Here is a 16,005-nt window from a genome sequence, read left to right as displayed (position 1 = left end):
GCTCAGTCATAGATCGCCTCCACCAACCACTGCCCGGCCTCGACGGCCAGCAGCAGGGCGGCACCGTCGGCCAGGCTGACCTGGAACCGGGCCCGGCGGCGGGCCTCGACCGGCGCCCACCACCGCTCGTCCACCGGCCACGGGCCGGCCCAGCCCACGATCTCCGCCGGCTGGCCGGTGCCGACCACCAGCCGAGCCGGTGGGGCGCTCACCGCCAACCGCGCGCTGATCACCACCGGCTCACCGGCGGCGTCGTGCACCGTCGCCGTGAGCGGACTGGGCAGCACCACCGCCGGCGCGGGCGCCGGCAGCCGGCCCGGCCACGGCGGAGCCCCGCCTCCACCCCGGCCGGTGGCCGGGGCGGCGCCGGCATCGGCCGGCGGGCCAGGGCGGGCGGGAACGCGTTCGTCGCCCCACGGCACCAGTCGCACCTGGTCGGCCGGGGAGCGCCCACCACCGAGCACAGCGGTGACCACCGCTTCCGGGCCGAGGATGCCCTGCACCCGGCTCAACGCCCGGTGCGCGCGTTCCCGCTCCTCGCCGGTCTCCCCCCAGAGGCCGGCCTGCAGACCGGCCTGGGCGATCACCCCATCCGGGATCAGTCGCAGCCGGATGATGCCGGCCGTCGGTCGGGCCGGCCGGGCACCGGCGCGGCCGTTGCTGCCGGAGAGCCACCCGTCGAGCTGCCAGCGCACCCGGTCGGCGATGGCCGCGGCGGTGAGCAGGCCATCGTGCCGCCACACCCGGTGCAGCTCCTGCCCGTGCTCGGTGACCGCCTCGATGCCGAGCCGGGTGCAGGCCAGCCCGTGCCCGGCCAGCCGTTCGTGCAGCCGCTCGGCCAGCGCCCGGGCCACGAACGCCGCCGCGTCGACCCGGTCGATCGGCTCGTCGTGCTCCGCGGTCACCGTCAGGTCGGCCGGCGGCTGCCGGACGGCGAGTGGGCGGTGGTCCCGCCCAGCGGCCAGCCGGTGGGCCAGCGCACCGTCGAACCCGAACCTGGCCAGCACGTCGCCGGCCGGCAGTGCGGCGAAGTCGCCGAGGGTGCGTACCCCCAGTCGGCGCAGCAGGTCGGCCAGCGCCGACCGGCCGAGCGCCTCGACCGGCAACCCGGCCAGGAACTCCGGTGTCCCACCCGGTGCCACCACTCGGCCGGCGCGAGCGGCCAACCCGGCCGCGAACACCCCGTCGGCGATGCCGACCTGGCTCTCCACCAGGCACGACTGCGCCACGTGCTCGATGATCCGCTCAGCGGCCGCCTCCTCGCCACCGAGGTAACGGCCCGGCCCCCGGGCGGCCACCGCGCAGGCTCCCGGACGGACCACCTCGACGCCGGCGACCAGTTCCTCCACCGCGGCGACCACCGGCTCGAACGCCCGGGCGTCCCGGCCGGGGTCGTACTCCACGACTGTGAGCTGCGGACAGCGCCCCTGCGCCTCCCGCTTGCGCAGCCCTCGACGCACCCCCTCGGCGCGGGCCCGCTCGGAGCAGGCGACCACCCGATTGGCGTGCAGCACGGCGACCGGGCCGGTCGCCGGCACCCCGTCGACGATCTCGGCGGCGAGCACCGGCCAGTCCGGGCACCACAGCAGCAGCGTGCGTGCCGGCGCGCCGGTCACCCCCGACCGACCAGCGCGAGTGGCGCGGCCGATCGGCCCTCGGGCGACGGCAGCGTACGAGGGATCACCCGGGTCAGCTCGTCACCCGGGAGCCAGACCTTGATCTCCTTGGGCCGGGCGGCCGCCCCGCGCCCGCGCGCCGAGACGGTGATCTCCCGGCGGCGCAGCCGCCCCCGGCCCAGCCCGAGACCCTCCCAGACTCCCCTGACCACCTGCAGCGTCACGTCCGCGCCGTCCCACCGGCCGTACGGGACGAGCACGCTGCCGCGCTGCCGGGCCCGGGCGGCCAACCGGGTGGCGACCGAGGCGGAGACCGAGGCCGGCACGGTGGTGACCACGACGTCCACCCCGTCGATCAGCGCGGCGACCACTGTGGCCCACTCGGGGCCGGGGTTCGGCACCAGGGCCAGCCGGTCCAGGGCGATGCCCAGCTCAGCCGCCGCGCCCGCGCCGAACGTCGGCACCCCGACCACGGCGCACCACGAGCCGGCCCGGGACGCCTCGGCGAGCAGTGCCAGCATCAGCGAGGTGCCACCGCTGCGGCGGGGCTGACCGGCGGCGACAGCGATGGTGCTGCCCCGGCGCAGGCCCCGGTTGGGCAGCAGACCGGTCAGCTCGGGCACCACCGGTAGCACCCGGTGGCCACCGACCGGGTCGGGTGCACTCGCCGGGCGCACCAGATCGGCCAGCGCGGCGGAACCGACCACCATGCGGCCCGCCATTGGACCAACTCCCCCGTCGTTGCTGTGGATCAGATCAGGACCGGCACGCCGTGCCACCGGCCGCCCGGCTCCCCCCACGGGGCGGCCGGTGGCACGGCGGGATCAGGCGGCGAGGCCGTCCAGGGCCGGTTGGTGGGCCACGCCGAGCGCGGTTTCCACCACAGTGACGAACTGTTCGGCGGCGCGAAGCAGGTCGTCGGCCTCCCGGGCGCTGACCACCCGGGGAATGCCGGCCTCGGCGGCGGCGCGCTTGCTGGCCCCCGCGGCGAAAAACCGGGACCACTCGTCGAGCTCCGGAGCGACGGCGCAGAGGAGGACCCAGACGCTGGTGATCCGGTTGCGTCGACTCGGCGCGGGTCGGGCCCGGGCGGCGAGCAGAGCCGCCGCCGCGCGCAGGGCGGCCAGGTGGGCAGCCGCGTAGCGCAGACCGTCAGGTCGGGTCTGGCCGGCCTCGACCAGCCCACGGCGGGCCAACATGAGGAGTTGGGCGGGGGTGCGGTGCGGCAGCACGTGCGCCGGCACCGTCGGTGCCTGAGCCGGGTTGGTCGGCATGGATGTCTCTCCTCCACGTGGCCGAGACGTCACCGCGGCGGCTGCTGCTGCCGACGAGACGTCGAGGTCGGGGTGGTGCGGAGGAAGACGCACCGGGTGTGGCCGGCCGGGTGTGGATGCTTCCCCACACCACACCCGGCCGGCGGACCGGCGGGTGCGTCGCCCGCCGCCCGGGGGTCGTGGGCGGCGGGCAACGCTCCTGCCTGTTGGGACCAGGCTCGCGACTGCCCGGAAACCCAGGTGCGGCCCGCGGAGCCGCACAACCCGGAGGTGGCGCCGCGAAACGCCGCGCTCCGGCTGGTTGGAACGGGCGTTCGAGGCAATCGAACACTCGTTCTAACTGCTGCTGACAGTACACCTCCCCTCCGACGAAAATGCAACGTGTGACGCGCCGAGCGTGCCGGCCGACTGAACCGGCCACCAACGGACCGGGAAGAATGGCGGGATGCAGCCACACCCGAACGTACGGGCGGTGCAGGACGCGCTCACCGCCGCCGGCACCCTCGACGGCGCCGGTGAGCCCAGCATGGTCCGTGTGCTGCCCGACGCGGTGCACACCGCCTCGGCGGCCGCCGAGGCGCTCGACGTCGAGGTCGGCCAGATCGCCAACTCACTGATCTTCGACGCGGACGACGCGCCGCTGCTCGTCCTCACCTCCGGCGCACACCGGGTCGACACCGCCGGCCTGGCGGCATCGATCGGCGTCACCCGACTGCGCCGGGCCACCCCGGAGTTCGTCAGGGCCCACACCGGGCAGCCGATCGGCGGGGTCGCCCCACTCGGGCACCCGCACCCGCTGCGCACCCTGGTGGACACGGCGCTGGCGGCGTACCCGGAGATCTGGGCCGCTGGTGGCGTACCCCAGGCGGTCTTCCCGACCACCTACCCCGAGCTGTTGCGGGTCACCGCCGGCACCCCGGCCGAGGTGGCGTGAGCGAGCGAAGCGAGCGCACCAGCGGGCCCAGCGGCGACGCGTTCGCGCGAAGCGAGCAGACCAGCAGGCACAGCGGCGACGTCAGCGCGGCTCCGGAGCTGGTCACGCTGCACGTGTGGCGGACCTCGCACGGCGCGCTGCCCCGGGCGCTGACCCGGATGGCGGTGGACCCCCGCCGGCTGCGGGCCCTCCCCGGCGTTCGGTTCGGCAAGCTGCTGGGCACCGGGACCGGCACCGACTTCGGGCCACGGGACGCCGACCTGACCCGGTGGGCGGCGCTGACCGTCTGGGACTCTCCCGCCGCGGCGGCCGGCTTCGACGACTCACCGGTCGGGCGGGCCTGGGCGCGCATCGCCCACGCCCAGGCGCGCATCGACCTACGCCCGTTGACCAGCCGGGGCGAGTGGTCCGGCCAGCGGCCGTTCGGCGACCCGTCGGGCGGCCGGGTCACCGGCCCGGTGCTGGCACTGACCCGGGCCCGGCTGCGGGCCCGCCGGGCGGCCACCTTCTGGCGGGCGATCCCGCCGGTGGCCGCCGCCCTGCGCGACGCGCCCGGGCTGCTGGCCCGGTTCGGGGTCGGAGAGGCCCCGTTGGGTTGGCAGGGCACGGTGAGCGTGTGGCGCGACCCGACGGACCTGGTGGCGTTCGCGTACCGTCACCCGGAGCATCGGGCGGCGATCATGCGAACCCCCACCGCGGGCTGGTACGCCGAGGAGCTGTTCGCCCGGTTCGAGGTGCGCGACGTGGTCGGCGACCGGTCGGTGCTCGGATGGGTCGCCGACGGCGGCCCGGAAACGGTGAAGGGTGGACGGGCATGAGGTTGGTGCGCTGGACGCCGGACGATCTCGTCCGGCGGCTGGACGACGTGGTGGCCGTCTACGGCGAGGCGATGGGATACCGCACCGACCTGCTGGAGGCCCGGCGCGGTTACATCGCCACCCACGTCCGTCGGCCGGGTTTCCGGGCGGTCGCCAGCCTGACCAGCGAGGGGCACCTCGCCGGCTTCGGCTACGGCTACCTGGGCGCCTCCGGTCAGTGGTGGCACGACCAGGTGCACCGCGCGCTGGACGCCCCGACTCGCACGCGCTGGCTCACCCACTGCTTCGAGGTGGTCGAGCTGCACGTCCGGCCACCGGCGCAGGGGCACGGCCTGGGCACCGGTCAGCTGCGCGCGCTGCTCGGCATGGCGGAGGGCGACACAGTGCTGCTGTCCACCCCGGAGGCCGACGAGCAGACCTCGCGGGCGTGGCGGTTGTACCGACGGTTCGGCTTCGTCGACGTGCTGCGCGACTTCCACTTCCCCGGCGACGAGCGACCGTTCGGCGTACTCGGTCGGGATCTGCCGCTCGAGCCACCGGCGTCATGACCCGGCGGATCTCCTGGACGCTGCTCGCCGTCCTGGTGCTCGCCCAGATCTGCTACCCGCTCACCACCGGCGCCACCCGGGCCGGGCTCACAGTGGCCACCGTCGTCCTCGGTTGGCTGCTCTCGGTCGGCCACGCGCTGCTCAGCCGGGGCCCACGGGTGGCGGCGGCGCTGGTCGCGGTGGCGACCGGCGGCGGGTTCGCGATCGAGGCGATCGGGGTGGCCACGGGTGTGCCGTTCGGCAGCTACGACTACTCCGGAGAGCTGGGCCCCAAACTGGCCGGCGTGCCGCTGATCATTCCGCTGGCCTGGACCTGGATGGCCTGGCCGGCCTGGCTGGCAGCGGTCCGACTGACCGGCGGCACTGCCGCGACGGCCGGCGGCGGGTCGACGGTGGGGCGATGGGTGGGACGGATCGCGCTGGCCACCGTGGGGCTGGCCGCCTGGGACCTCTTCCTCGACCCGCAGATGGTGGCCGAGGGCTACTGGGTCTGGCGCGACGCCACCCCGGCCCTGCCCGGCCTGGCCGGCATCCCGGTCAGCAACTACCTGGGCTGGCTGCTCTTCGCGGTGCTGATGATGAGCGCGCTGCGCCCGCTGGCCGGGCCGGCCGCCGAACACACCGATCGGCGGGACCACCCGATGGTCGCGCTCTACCTGTGGACGTACTTCTCCAGCATCCTGGCCCACGCCGTCTTCCTCGACCTGCCCGCCTCGGCGCTCTGGGGCGCCGCCGGGATGTCGGTGACCGCCGTACCCCTGGCGGTGACAGTGCTCCGCGCCCGGCGCGACAGTCACCTCCGGCCGGCCGACCCCCAGCCACACCGCCCCGGCGTCGACGCGACCCGATGACCGTCCTGCTCGCCCTGCTCATCGCCGTCGCCGCGTTGACCGGGCACACCTGGCTCAACGCCACCCGGTGGCTGCGCCGACCCACCGACCGGCCCGACGACGTCGACGAGCAGGTCACCGTGCTGCTGCCGCTGCGCGACGAGGCCACCCGGGTCACACCCTGCCTGCGCGCCCTGCTGGCCCAGCACGGCGTGCCCGGGCTGCGCGTCGTGGTCCTCGACGACGGGTCCACCGACGGCACCGCCGACGTGGTCCGCGCGGTGGCCGGCGACGACCCCCGGGTCACGCTGCTCACCGGGGTCGCCCCACCGCCGGGCTGGCTGGGCAAGCCACACGCCTGCTGGCAGCTGGCCACCCGGGCCGACCCGGACGCCACAGCGCTGGTCTTCGTCGACGCCGACGTGGTGCTCGCCCCGCATGCCGTGGCCGCTGCCGTCACCGAGTTGCGCGCCGCCCGGGCGACGCTGCTGTCGCCGTACCCCCGGATCGTGGTGGCGACGGCAGGCGATCGGTTGGTGCAGCCGCTGTTGCAGTGGCTCTGGCTGACCTTCCTGCCGCTGCGTGCGATGGAGCGCTCGTCGCGACCGTCGCTGGCCGCGGCGGGCGGGCAGTTCCTGGTGGTGGACCGGGCCGGCTACACCGCCGCCGGCGGGCACGCCGCGGTCGCCGACAAGATCCTGGAGGACGTCGAGCTGGCCCGAGCGGTCAAGCGGGCCGGTGGGCGGATCGCCCTGGCCGACGGCTCCCGGCTGGCTACCTGCCTGATGTACGACGACTGGCCGCAACTGCGCGACGGGTACTCGAAGTCGCTCTGGGCGTCGTTCGGGCACCCGGGCGCGGCGGCAGCCGTGGTGGCGGCGCTGCTGCTGCTCTACACCGCACCGCCGCTGATCGCGCTGACGGGTGCGGCGGCCGGCGCACCGAGGGTGGCCGCAGTGGGCCTGGCCGCGTACGCGCTCGGGGTGGCCGGGCGGGTGCTCACCGCCCGCGCGACCGGTGGCCGGTGGTGGCCCGACGCGCTCGCACACCCCGTGTCGGTCGTGGTCCTCGGTTGGTTGACCCTGCGGTCGTACCATCTGCGAAAGCGACGCCGCCTGACCTGGCGGGGCCGCCCGGTCAGCTAGGGAGGACGCGGCATGGCGCGGATCGTGGTCGTCGGCGCCGGGGTGGGTGGCCTCGCCACCGCCGCCCGGCTGGCCGCCACCGGGCACCAGGTGACCGTCTTCGAGGCCGCCGACACGGTCGGCGGCAAGCTCGGCCGGTACGCGCACGACACCCCGGCCGGGTCGTTCCACTTCGACACCGGGCCGAGCCTGCTCACCCTGCCCGAGGTTTTCCACGACCTGTTCGAGGCGACCGGGGCGAAGCTCGACGAATACCTGGACCTGGTCCCGCTGAACCCGATCGTCCGACACGTCTTTCCCGACGGCGGCCCGACCCTGGACTCGTGCGCCGACCCGGCGGAGTTCACCGCCCGGATCGGGGCCGTCCTCGGTGACCGGGCGGCAGCCGACTGGCAGCGGCTGTGGCGGCGGGCGGCGCGGGTGTGGCAGGCCTCCTCACGGGACATCCTGCGTCGTACCGTCGACTCTCCCCGCGACCTCGCGTCGCTGGCCTGGCGCGTCGGCGACCTGGCCGCCATCGCCCCGGGCCGCAGTCTGCGCGGCCTGGGCCGCCGGCACCTGTCCGACCCGCGGCTGCGGATGATGCTGGACCGGTACGCCACCTACACCGGCGCCGACCCACGTCGGGCACCGGCGGCGCTGGTCGCGGTCCCGTACGCCGAGCTGGCCTTCGGCGGCTGGTACCTGCGCGGTGGGCTGGGCACGCTCGCCGACGCGCTGCTGACCCGCTGCCTGGACCTCGGCGTGGTGGTGCAGACCGACGCCACTGTCACACGGATCGACGCCACCGGCGGCCGAGTGCACGGGGTACGCCTCGCCGGCGTCACCGCCCCGGTCCCCGCCGACGTGGTGGTGGCCAACGTGGACGCGCTCACCGTCTACCGTGACCTGCTGCCGCACCCGCGTCGGCTGGCCGCGCTGACCGACCGCAGCCTCGCCGGCTTCGTGCTGCTGCTCGGCGTCTCCGGCAGCACCGGGCTGGCCCACCACAACGTCTTCTTCCCGGCCGACTACGACGCCGAGTTCGACGCGGTCTTCGGTGACCCCGGGCGCGGTGTCCGGGCCCGGCCGGCGGCCGACCCGGCGGTGTTCGTGACAGTGGCCGACGACCCGATGGTCCGCCCAGCCGGACACGAGGCGTGGTTCGTGCTGGTCAACGCCGCCCGGCAGGGCACCGCTGCGGGCGCTGTCGACTGGCGACGCCCGGGGCTGGCCGACGCGTACGCCGACCGGATCCTGGACGTGCTGGCGCGGCGCGGCGTGGACGTGCGCGACCGGCTGTTGTTCCGCGAGATCCGCACCCCGGCCGACCTGGACGTGGCGACCGGCGCGCCAGGTGGCTCGATCTACGGCACCGCCGGTGGGCTGCTCCGCCCGGCGAACCGGGGCCCGGCGCACGGGCTGTGGCTGGTGGGTGGCTCCACCCACCCGGGCGGCGGGTTGCCGATGGTGACCCTCTCCGCGCAGATCGTCGCCGACGAGATCGGCCCCGCCTGGTAGAGCCGGCCTGCTCCAGCCAGCGCCGGTCCCGGTCGGCGCCTTCCAGCCGGCGCCTGATTTCGGTCGGCGTCGGGCTGGCCCGCTCTAGTCGGCGTCGAGCAGTGCGCGGCGGATGCTGGAGAGCAGTTGCCCCAGGCCGAAACCGGCCAACAGCACCCAGACCGCTGTCGCCATGGTGATGGTGCCGGCGGCCAGGTCCGGCTCGATCAGCCCGGCCAGCCCGGCGACCAGCAGGCCGGCCAGCGCCACCGAGACCCGGGTGGGGCGTTCGCCCACTGTCACCGCGCCGATCTCCCGCATGCCGGCGGCGACCGCCCGCGCCCGGACGTACTCGTGCAACCAGGACAGCGCGCCGCCCGCGACGACCAGCCCACCCGGCGCGCCCACCAGCCAGAAGGCCAGCAGCCACGCCACCTCACCGAGCCGGTCGGCGACCGAGTCGTAGACGTAGCCGAGCCGGGTGGTGCGGCCGGTGGCGACCGCCACCGCGCCGTCCACGCTGTCCGCCACGGCGGCGAGCAGCACGAACAGCGCGCCGAGGAACGGCCCGTCCCCCGGCCGGCCTACCAGCAACGGTACGCAGAAGCAGAGCAGCACCCCGGCCACGGTGACCGCGGTGGGGCTGACCCGCAGCCGACCCAGCACATATCCGACGTGGTACGCGAATCGCAGCCAGGCGCGCACCACCGGCGCCGCGACCCGCGGGTCGAACCCGCCGTGCAACCGCGCCCACGCCGTGGCGTACTGATCCCAGTTCAGCTGTGTGCCCACCACGGATCAACCGTCGTGCCGGGCAACAGGTGTCGCAGGCGCATCGTTCACACGCGGGCGCCGGCCTTCAGGTTCTGCCAGACCTCGCGGGTCGCAGTGGACCGGTTGAGGGTGATGAAGTGGATTCCCGGCACGCCTTCGTCCAGCAGTCGGCGGCACATCTCGCTGGCCTGCTCGATGCCGAGCCGACGGACGGCGTCCGGGTCGTCGGCGACGCGTTCGAAGCGGGCCGCCAACGCCGGTGGGAACGGCGCACCGGACAGCTGCACTGACCGCTCGATGGTGCTGAACTGGGTCACCGGCATCACGCCGGCCAGGATCGGGGTGTCACAGCCAGCGGCGGCCACCCGGTCACGTAGCCGCAGGTAGTCGTCGGCGTCGAAGAACATCTGGGTGACCGCGAACTCCGCGCCGGCCCGACACTTGCGGACGAACTGGGCGGTGTCGGTGGCCACGTCGGGCGAGCGCGGGTGCTTGTACGGGAAGGCGGCCACGCCGACGCTGAAGTCGCCGGCGTCGCGCACCAGCCGGACCAGGTCCTCGGCGTAGTCCACGCCCTCGGGGTGACGAATCCACTCACCGCCCGGGTTGCCCGGAGGGTCACCACGAACGGCAAGCACGTTGCGCACCCCCACCCCGGCGAGCCGGCCGACCACGTGCCGCAGCTCGGCGACGGAGTGGTTGACCGCGGTGAGGTGCGCCATCGGCAGCAGGGTGGTCTCGGTGGCGATCCGCTCGGTCACCGCCACTGTGGTGTCCCGGGTCGAGCCGCCGGCGCCGTACGTGATCGACACGAACGACGGGCGCAGGGACTCCAACTCGCGGATGGCCTGCCAGAGCAGCTGCTCCCCCGCCTCGGTCTTGGGCGGGAAGAACTCGAACGAGAAGGTCGGCTGGTGCTCACGAATGAGCTCCCCGATCGCTGGCTGCGGATTGGGGAGTGTCGAGGGAAGACCGAGCGCCACGACCCGACTCTAGCGGTCGATGGCACCAGGACCCAGGCCCTTCCCACCCAGCGGCGTCTGGTGGGCGGCGTCGCTCGGGTCTGCGGTGAGCCCGTGGGCGGCGTCGCCCGGTCTGGTGGGCGGCCTCGCCCGGTCTGGTGGGCGGCCTCGCCCGGTCTGGTGGGCGGCCTCGCTCGGTCTGGTGGGCGGCCTCGCTCGGGTCTGCGGTGAGCCCGTGGGCGGCGTCGCCCGGTCTGCCGTGAGCCGGGCGGTGTCGCACCGCGCGCCCCGACTCGACTGCGGAAAGGCGTCATACCTCCGAGGTAGGAAGGGACGGTGCGGGAGGGGCGGCGGGGGTGGCCCGGGTCTCGCGCGGGGGTCAGCAACCGAGCGGTGGCGCCGGTCCCGCCCGCTCGGGCGGGTGGGTCGTCACCGCACCGACGCCCGCCAGGAGGACAGATGATCCCGCCCGCATCGCCGCGCCCCGCGCAGCTCGGGCCGCTGCTGGCCCGGTGCCGACTCGACCGGGGCTTGAGCCAGCAGCGAGCCGCCGCCGAGTTGTGTGCCGCCGCCGGGGTGCCGACGCTGAGTCGGCACGAGATTTCCCGGTGGGAACGACAGCGTCGCGTGCCGGGCGGGTTCTGGCTCGGCTGGCTCGCCGTCGTCCTGGACGTGCCGCTGGTAGTGCTCGCCGAGGCTGCCGCGGCCACCCGTCGGGCCGGCTCGACGCGGGCCACCGGGCCGGGCCGCGCCGCAGTGGCCGGCGCGCGACCGGCCGGGCGGACGGGCCCCGGCCGCACCGGCGGGACTACGCGTGGCGGTGGAGCACGAGCACGGACGACCGGCTAGCGTCGGGGAGTGACCCACGCTGCTCCCGTGTCCCCCGTCGACCGCGCCGGCCTGCGGCAGCGGGTCGACAAGGCCCTCACCGAGTTCCTGGCCGGCCAACGGGTCCGGCTCGCCGCCGTGGACGACGCGCTGGGTCCGGTGGCCGAGGCGATCGAGGCGTTCGTGCTCGGCGGCGGCAAGCGGCTGCGTCCCGCATTCGCGTACTGGGGGTTCCGGGGGGCCGGCGGGCTGGACGGCGACCAGGTGCTGACCGCCCTGGCCTCACTGGAGTTCGTCCAGGCCAGCGCCCTGATCCACGACGACCTGATGGACCGTTCCGACACCCGGCGCGGCGAGCCCGCCGTACACCGACGGTTCGCCACCCGGCATCGGGAGGCCGGCTGGGGCGGCGACCCGGACGGTTTCGGCGACGCCGCGGCCATCCTGCTCGGTGACCTGTGCCTGGTCTGGTCCGACGAGCTGCTGCACTCCGCCGGCCTGGACCTGTGGTCCTTGGCCCGGGCCCGGCCGGTCTTCGACGAGATGCGCACCGAGGTCACCGTCGGGCAGTACCTCGACGTGCTCACACAGGTCACCGGGGACACCTCGGTGGAGCGGGCCAGCAAGGTCGCCCGGTACAAGTCCGCGAAGTACACCGTCGAGCGTCCGATGCTGCTCGGCGCCGCGCTGGCCGACGCGCCGGAGGACGTGCGGACGGCCTACTCGGCGTACGGGCTGCCGCTGGGCGAGGCGTTCCAGCTCCGCGACGACGTGCTGGGGGTCTTCGGCGACCCGGCACTGACCGGCAAACCGGCCGGGGACGATCTACGCGAGGGCAAGCGCACCTACCTGGTGGCGGCGACAGTGGAGGCCACCGACGACGCGGGCCGTGAGCTGCTGCTCGGCCGGCTCGGCGACCCGGAACTGGACGAGCACGGGGTGGCCCGGCTCCGCGAGGTGATCTCGGGGAGCGGGGCGCTGGCCCGTACCGAACAGCGGATCGTCACACTCACCGACGCCGCCCTGGCCGCCCTGGCCGCCGTCGACCTCGACACCGAGGCCCGCCAAGCCCTGGTAGACCTGGCCATAGCCGCAACCCGCCGATCCGACTAACCCCACCCTGCCCCACCCCGCCCGCGCCCGCGTTGCCCGCTCCCGCGTTGATCATGAAGTTATTGCCACGACACGCCGAGCGGGCTGGCAACAACTTCATGATCAACCGGGGCGGGGGCCGGGGGGGCCGGGGACGGGGTTAGAAGCCTTGGGCTTGGGCTCGGCGTTTCACCTCGCGGGCCTGGTCGCCGGAGAGGGCGGCGGCGGGGGTGGCGCCGGGGAGGGTGTCGTCCGGCTCGTAGAGCCAGCGCAGGACGGCCTCGTCGTCGTAGCCGTTGTCGGCGAGCAGATTGAGCACGCCGGGCAGGTGCTTGAGCACGGTCTGGTTGGCCACCAGGTCCGCCGGGATCCGGCGGACGCCGTCGCGGCGGACCGCCAACAACTCCCGGTCACGGATCATCTGGTGCACCTTGCTGATCGACACGTCGAGGCGTTCGGCGACGTCGGGCAGGGTCAACCAGTCGGCCAGGTCGGTGGGGCCGGCGAGCTCCAGGCCGGGCGCGGCCTGGTCGGGTACGGGTTCGGTCACCCGACCACCCTGCCACGCCGCCGCCGCGACGAGCCACCGGCACCCCGGGCCGCCCATCTGCGCCCTCTCCCCTGATCGCCGCTGACCTGCGAACACGGGGCGGGGAACGCGGCGGGACGGACCGGTTCGGCATACGGCTGTAGCATCCTGTTCATCCCTCACCCTCTGGACACATAGACTGCCTGCCGATGGACACTCAGGTCGCCGACACGTTGCTGGGCTCGCTGATCGACGGGCGCTACCGCATTCGCGGTCGCGTGGCCCGTGGTGGCATGGCGACCGTGTACACCGCCACCGACGAACGCCTTGAGCGCACCGTCGCCGTCAAGATCATTCACCCGACCCAGGCCAGCGAGGCACGGGCCCGGATCGCCAACTTCGTGGCCCGGTTCACCGACGAGGCGAAGACCATCGCCCGGCTGACCCACCCGAACGTGGTGGCGGTCTACGACCAGGGCACGCACGCCGGCCTGCCGTACCTGGTGATGGAGTACGTCCGTGGCCGCACGCTGCGTGACGTGCTGGCCGAGCGACGCCGGCTCAACCCGGACGAGGCACTGGCCATCGCCGAGCAGATGCTCGCCGCGATCGCCGCCGCGCACCGGGCCGGTCTCGTGCACCGCGACGTCAAACCGGAGAACGTGCTGGTCGCGGAGGCGCCTACCGGTGGCGTCGCCAACCTGGTCGACAGCGTCGTGAAGGTGGCCGACTTCGGGCTGGCCCGGGCGGTCGAGGCGAGCGCCGACGAGGAGCAGGGCAACCAGCTGATGGCCACCGTGGCGTACGTCGCCCCGGAGCTGGTCACCGAGGGCCGCGCCGATCCGCGCACCGACGTCTACTCGGCCGGCATCGTGCTGTTCGAGATGCTCACCGGTCGGGTGCCGTATGACGGAGACCGCCCGGTGGACGTCGCCTGGCAGCACGTCGACCGGGACGTGCCGACGCCCTCGACGCTGGTGCCGGGCCTCCCGTCGGTCCTCGACGATTTGGTGCAGCGGGCCACCCGCCGCGATCCGGGAGCGCGGCCCGCGGACGCCGGCGCGTTGTTGGCCGAGGTGCAGGTGGCCCGGGATCGTCTGGGCGACGCCAACAGCCACACCGCCGTACTCCGCCCGATCAGTGACGCACCGTCGCTCTCCCAGCCGACCATGATGGTCGCGACGGTCCAGCCGCCCAACCGCCCGTCGTGGGCACGTCTGCCCGAGGGCGCCAGCAGCCAGGGGCCGGGGCGGCGTCGGGCCGCCCCGGAGCCGGCGGAGGGCCTGGGCGCCCGGCTCGCCGCGCTGCGCAGCACTGTGCTGAGCAACCCCCGTGGCCGGCTGGCCGTCGCGGCAGTGGTCGTGACGCTGGGCCTGGTGGCCGCGCTCGGGGGTTGGTGGTTCGGCGTCGGCCGCTACACGGACGCTCCGCAGCTGATGAGCCTGAGCAAGGCCGAGGCGCAGGCGCGGGCCGACCGCACCGGGCTTCTCATCGAGTACGCTGAGCCGCGCTTCGACGAGAAGGCCCCGAAGGACACTGTGCTGGAGCAGAGCCCAGCGTCCGCTGCCAAGATCGTCAAGGGTGGCACGATCACCCTGACCCTCTCCCTCGGTCCGGAGCGTTTCCCTGTACCGGACGTGATCGGCAAGGAGTTCGAGCTCGCCGAGGCGGACCTTGTCAACGTGAAGCTGGTGGTCGCCAGGGGCACCGCCCGCTACGACGACAGCCTGCCGGCCGGGGTCGTGGTAGACAGCTCCCCCAAGGTGGGCACCGAGGTCAAACCCGGTGCGAAGATCACCCTCATCCTGAGCCGGGGCAGGGCCCCGGTGACGGTGCCGAACCTGGTCGGCAAGAGCCTGACCGACGCCCGGACGGCCCTGGCCCAGCTCAACCTGGTGCTGAAGGAGACCTACAAGGACTCCGACAAGCCGAGGGACGAGATCCTCGGCCAGAGCCCGGCCGATGGCGCCGGCGTGGAGAAGGGCACCGAGGTCAAGCTGGACGTCAGCAAGGGGCCACCGCTGGTCGCCATGCCGCGGGTGATCGACCTGCCGTGCCAGCAGGCCAAGCAGGCGTTGGAGGGTCAGGGCTTCCCGGTGACGATGGCGATCAACCCGAACGCCGTGGTCCGGATCCAGCTCCCGGGCGAAAATTCGCAGGTGGCGCCCGGCACCCCGGTCACACTGACGTGCTTCTGATGCCGACGATCTGCGCACGGCCGGTGGGCACGCACACTCCGACCTCGGGTGGGCTGGCGAAGGCCGCCCTGCCGTACGCCGACGCGACCGGCGCGCAGGTGGTGCAGGTCTACGTCTCCAACTCGCGAGGCTGGGCACTGCCCGACGGCGACCCGGTGCAGGACGCGCTGTTTCGCGACGGTTGCGCCGAGCGGGGCATTCCCGCGTTCATCCACGCCGCGCTGCTGGTCAACCTCGGCTCGCCCACCCCGGCCACTGTCGAGAAGTCGGGGCAGACGCTGGCGCACGCGCTGCGTCGGGGCGTGGCGATCGGCGCGCGCGGGGTGGTGTTCCATGCGGGCAGTTCGGTGGACGAGGGGCACGCCGAGGCCGCGATGGGACAGGTCCGCGAGGTGTTGCTGCCGCTGCTCGACTGGGCTGCCGACGCTGGCGGGCCGATGTTGCTGGTCGAGCCGAGCGCCGGCGGTGGCCGGTCACTGGCCTCCCGGGTGGAGCAGCTCGGGCCCTACCTGAACGCGGTGGACGGACACCCCATGCTCGGGGTCTGCTTCGACACCTGCCACGCCTGGGCGGCCGGCCACGACCTGGCTGCCGAGGGCGGCATGACGGCGACCCTGGACACCCTGGTGGCCACTGTCGGCGCGGACCGGCTGCGGCTGGTCCATGCCAACGACTCGAAGGATCTGTGCGGCTCCACCCGGGATCGGCACGAGAACATCGGCAAGGGCAGCATCGGCGAGCCCGCCTTCGCCGAGCTGATGGCGCACCCGGCGACCGCTGGCGTCCCGATCGTCGTGGAGACCCCCAGCGAGAAGCACGTGGGCCACGCCGCCGACATCGCCACCCTCACCCGCCTGTCCCACCCCTGACCCCAACCTTGTTGATCAAGAGGTTTGCGTCACCCGGGGACCGGGACCTGACGCGAACCTCTTGATCACCGAGGCGAACAGGGGTTTTAGGCTGCGGCGAGGATGCGGG

16 protein-coding genes are annotated in these 16,005 nt (G+C 74.3%); 10 read left to right on the top strand and 6 right to left on the bottom strand.

From position 1 onward, the window contains the following. Nucleotides 1–2 precede the first annotated feature (2 nt). The 3 genes from AB0C20_RS21475 to AB0C20_RS21465 all read right to left on the bottom strand — a co-directional run bounded on the left by AB0C20_RS21475 (nt 3) and on the right by AB0C20_RS21465 (nt 2,890). The gene (locus tag AB0C20_RS21475) at nt 3–1,616 is read right to left on the bottom strand and encodes a DNA polymerase Y family protein (RefSeq protein WP_357180764.1); all 1,614 of its coding nucleotides are present in this window, start codon (nt 1,614–1,616) and stop codon (nt 3–5) included. After that, nucleotides 1,613–2,338 (bottom strand): hypothetical protein, encoded by a 726-nt coding sequence (locus AB0C20_RS21470; RefSeq protein WP_357568595.1) that lies wholly within the window; start codon nt 2,336–2,338, stop codon nt 1,613–1,615. Before AB0C20_RS21470 ends, AB0C20_RS21475 begins: the two co-directional genes overlap by 4 nt. A 102-nt stretch (nt 2,339–2,440) precedes the next feature. Further along, nucleotides 2,441–2,890 carry an SAV_6107 family HEPN domain-containing protein gene (locus AB0C20_RS21465; RefSeq protein ID WP_124817692.1) on the bottom strand — a complete coding sequence of 150 codons (450 nt, stop codon included), beginning with the start codon at nt 2,888–2,890 and terminating at the stop codon, nt 2,441–2,443. Between the two features lie 445 nt (nt 2,891–3,335). Between AB0C20_RS21465 and AB0C20_RS21460 the strand changes: the two genes are divergently transcribed. The 6 genes from AB0C20_RS21460 to crtI all read left to right on the top strand — a co-directional run bounded on the left by AB0C20_RS21460 (nt 3,336) and on the right by crtI (nt 8,665). After that, nucleotides 3,336–3,824 carry a YbaK/EbsC family protein gene (locus tag AB0C20_RS21460; protein WP_357568594.1) on the top strand — a complete coding sequence of 163 codons (489 nt, stop codon included), beginning with the start codon at nt 3,336–3,338 and terminating at the stop codon, nt 3,822–3,824. A 98-nt stretch (nt 3,825–3,922) separates the two neighbouring features. Beyond that, nucleotides 3,923–4,642, top strand: coding sequence for a monooxygenase (locus AB0C20_RS21455; RefSeq protein WP_357181593.1), 720 nt, complete (start codon nt 3,923–3,925; stop codon nt 4,640–4,642). Next, nucleotides 4,639–5,190 (top strand): GNAT family N-acetyltransferase, encoded by a 552-nt coding sequence (locus AB0C20_RS21450; protein ID WP_124817698.1) that lies wholly within the window; start codon nt 4,639–4,641, stop codon nt 5,188–5,190. Before AB0C20_RS21455 ends, AB0C20_RS21450 begins: the two co-directional genes overlap by 4 nt. Continuing rightward, entirely contained in the window at nt 5,187–6,041 is an 855-nt protein-coding gene (locus tag AB0C20_RS21445; protein ID WP_357180774.1) for a carotenoid biosynthesis protein, read from the top strand. Before AB0C20_RS21450 ends, AB0C20_RS21445 begins: the two co-directional genes overlap by 4 nt. Then, nucleotides 6,038–7,165, top strand: coding sequence for a glycosyltransferase (locus tag AB0C20_RS21440; protein ID WP_357568593.1), 1,128 nt, complete (start codon nt 6,038–6,040; stop codon nt 7,163–7,165). The genes AB0C20_RS21445 and AB0C20_RS21440 overlap by 4 nt, the downstream gene beginning before the upstream one ends. A 12-nt stretch (nt 7,166–7,177) precedes the next feature. Further along, on the top strand, nt 7,178–8,665 hold the full coding sequence (gene crtI, locus AB0C20_RS21435) for a phytoene desaturase family protein (protein ID WP_357568592.1): 1,488 nt from the start codon (nt 7,178–7,180) through the stop codon (nt 8,663–8,665). An 84-nt stretch (nt 8,666–8,749) separates the two neighbouring features. On the opposite strand, the gene AB0C20_RS21430 is transcribed toward crtI, so the two are convergent. Further along, nucleotides 8,750–9,439 carry a CDP-alcohol phosphatidyltransferase family protein gene (locus AB0C20_RS21430; RefSeq protein WP_112582773.1) on the bottom strand — a complete coding sequence of 230 codons (690 nt, stop codon included), beginning with the start codon at nt 9,437–9,439 and terminating at the stop codon, nt 8,750–8,752. 44 nt (nt 9,440–9,483) lie between these two features. After that, the gene (gene metF, locus AB0C20_RS21425) at nt 9,484–10,401 is read right to left on the bottom strand and encodes a methylenetetrahydrofolate reductase [NAD(P)H] (protein ID WP_357568591.1); all 918 of its coding nucleotides are present in this window, start codon (nt 10,399–10,401) and stop codon (nt 9,484–9,486) included. Between the two features lie 438 nt (nt 10,402–10,839). Here metF and AB0C20_RS21420 point away from each other — a divergent pair, with 438 nt between their 5' ends. Together AB0C20_RS21420 and AB0C20_RS21415 are read left to right on the top strand one after the other, a co-directional pair. Beyond that, complete coding sequence (locus AB0C20_RS21420; RefSeq protein ID WP_357568590.1) at nt 10,840–11,229, top strand: helix-turn-helix domain-containing protein; 390 nt, start codon at nt 10,840–10,842, stop codon at nt 11,227–11,229. Between the two features lie 9 nt (nt 11,230–11,238). Continuing rightward, entirely contained in the window at nt 11,239–12,321 is a 1,083-nt protein-coding gene (locus AB0C20_RS21415; protein WP_357568589.1) for a polyprenyl synthetase family protein, read from the top strand. 139 nt (nt 12,322–12,460) lie between these two features. On the opposite strand, the gene AB0C20_RS21410 is transcribed toward AB0C20_RS21415, so the two are convergent. Continuing rightward, the gene (locus tag AB0C20_RS21410; RefSeq protein ID WP_357180790.1) at nt 12,461–12,850 is read right to left on the bottom strand and encodes an Rv2175c family DNA-binding protein; all 390 of its coding nucleotides are present in this window, start codon (nt 12,848–12,850) and stop codon (nt 12,461–12,463) included. Between the two features lie 188 nt (nt 12,851–13,038). Between AB0C20_RS21410 and pknB the strand changes: the two genes are divergently transcribed. After that, nucleotides 13,039–15,027 (top strand): Stk1 family PASTA domain-containing Ser/Thr kinase, encoded by a 1,989-nt coding sequence (pknB, locus tag AB0C20_RS21405; protein ID WP_357180793.1) that lies wholly within the window; start codon nt 13,039–13,041, stop codon nt 15,025–15,027. Further along, nucleotides 15,027–15,896, top strand: a complete 870-nt coding sequence (locus AB0C20_RS21400) for a deoxyribonuclease IV (RefSeq protein WP_357568588.1) — start codon at nt 15,027–15,029, stop codon at nt 15,894–15,896. The genes pknB and AB0C20_RS21400 overlap by 1 nt, the downstream gene beginning before the upstream one ends. Nucleotides 15,897–16,005: the final 109 nt, after the last annotated feature.

The sequence above is a fragment of the Micromonospora sp. NPDC048843 genome (genome assembly GCF_040649965.1).
GTDB lineage: Bacteria > Actinomycetota > Actinomycetes > Mycobacteriales > Micromonosporaceae > Micromonospora > Micromonospora hortensis.
This window is presented reverse-complemented; position numbering and strand designations above follow the sequence as displayed.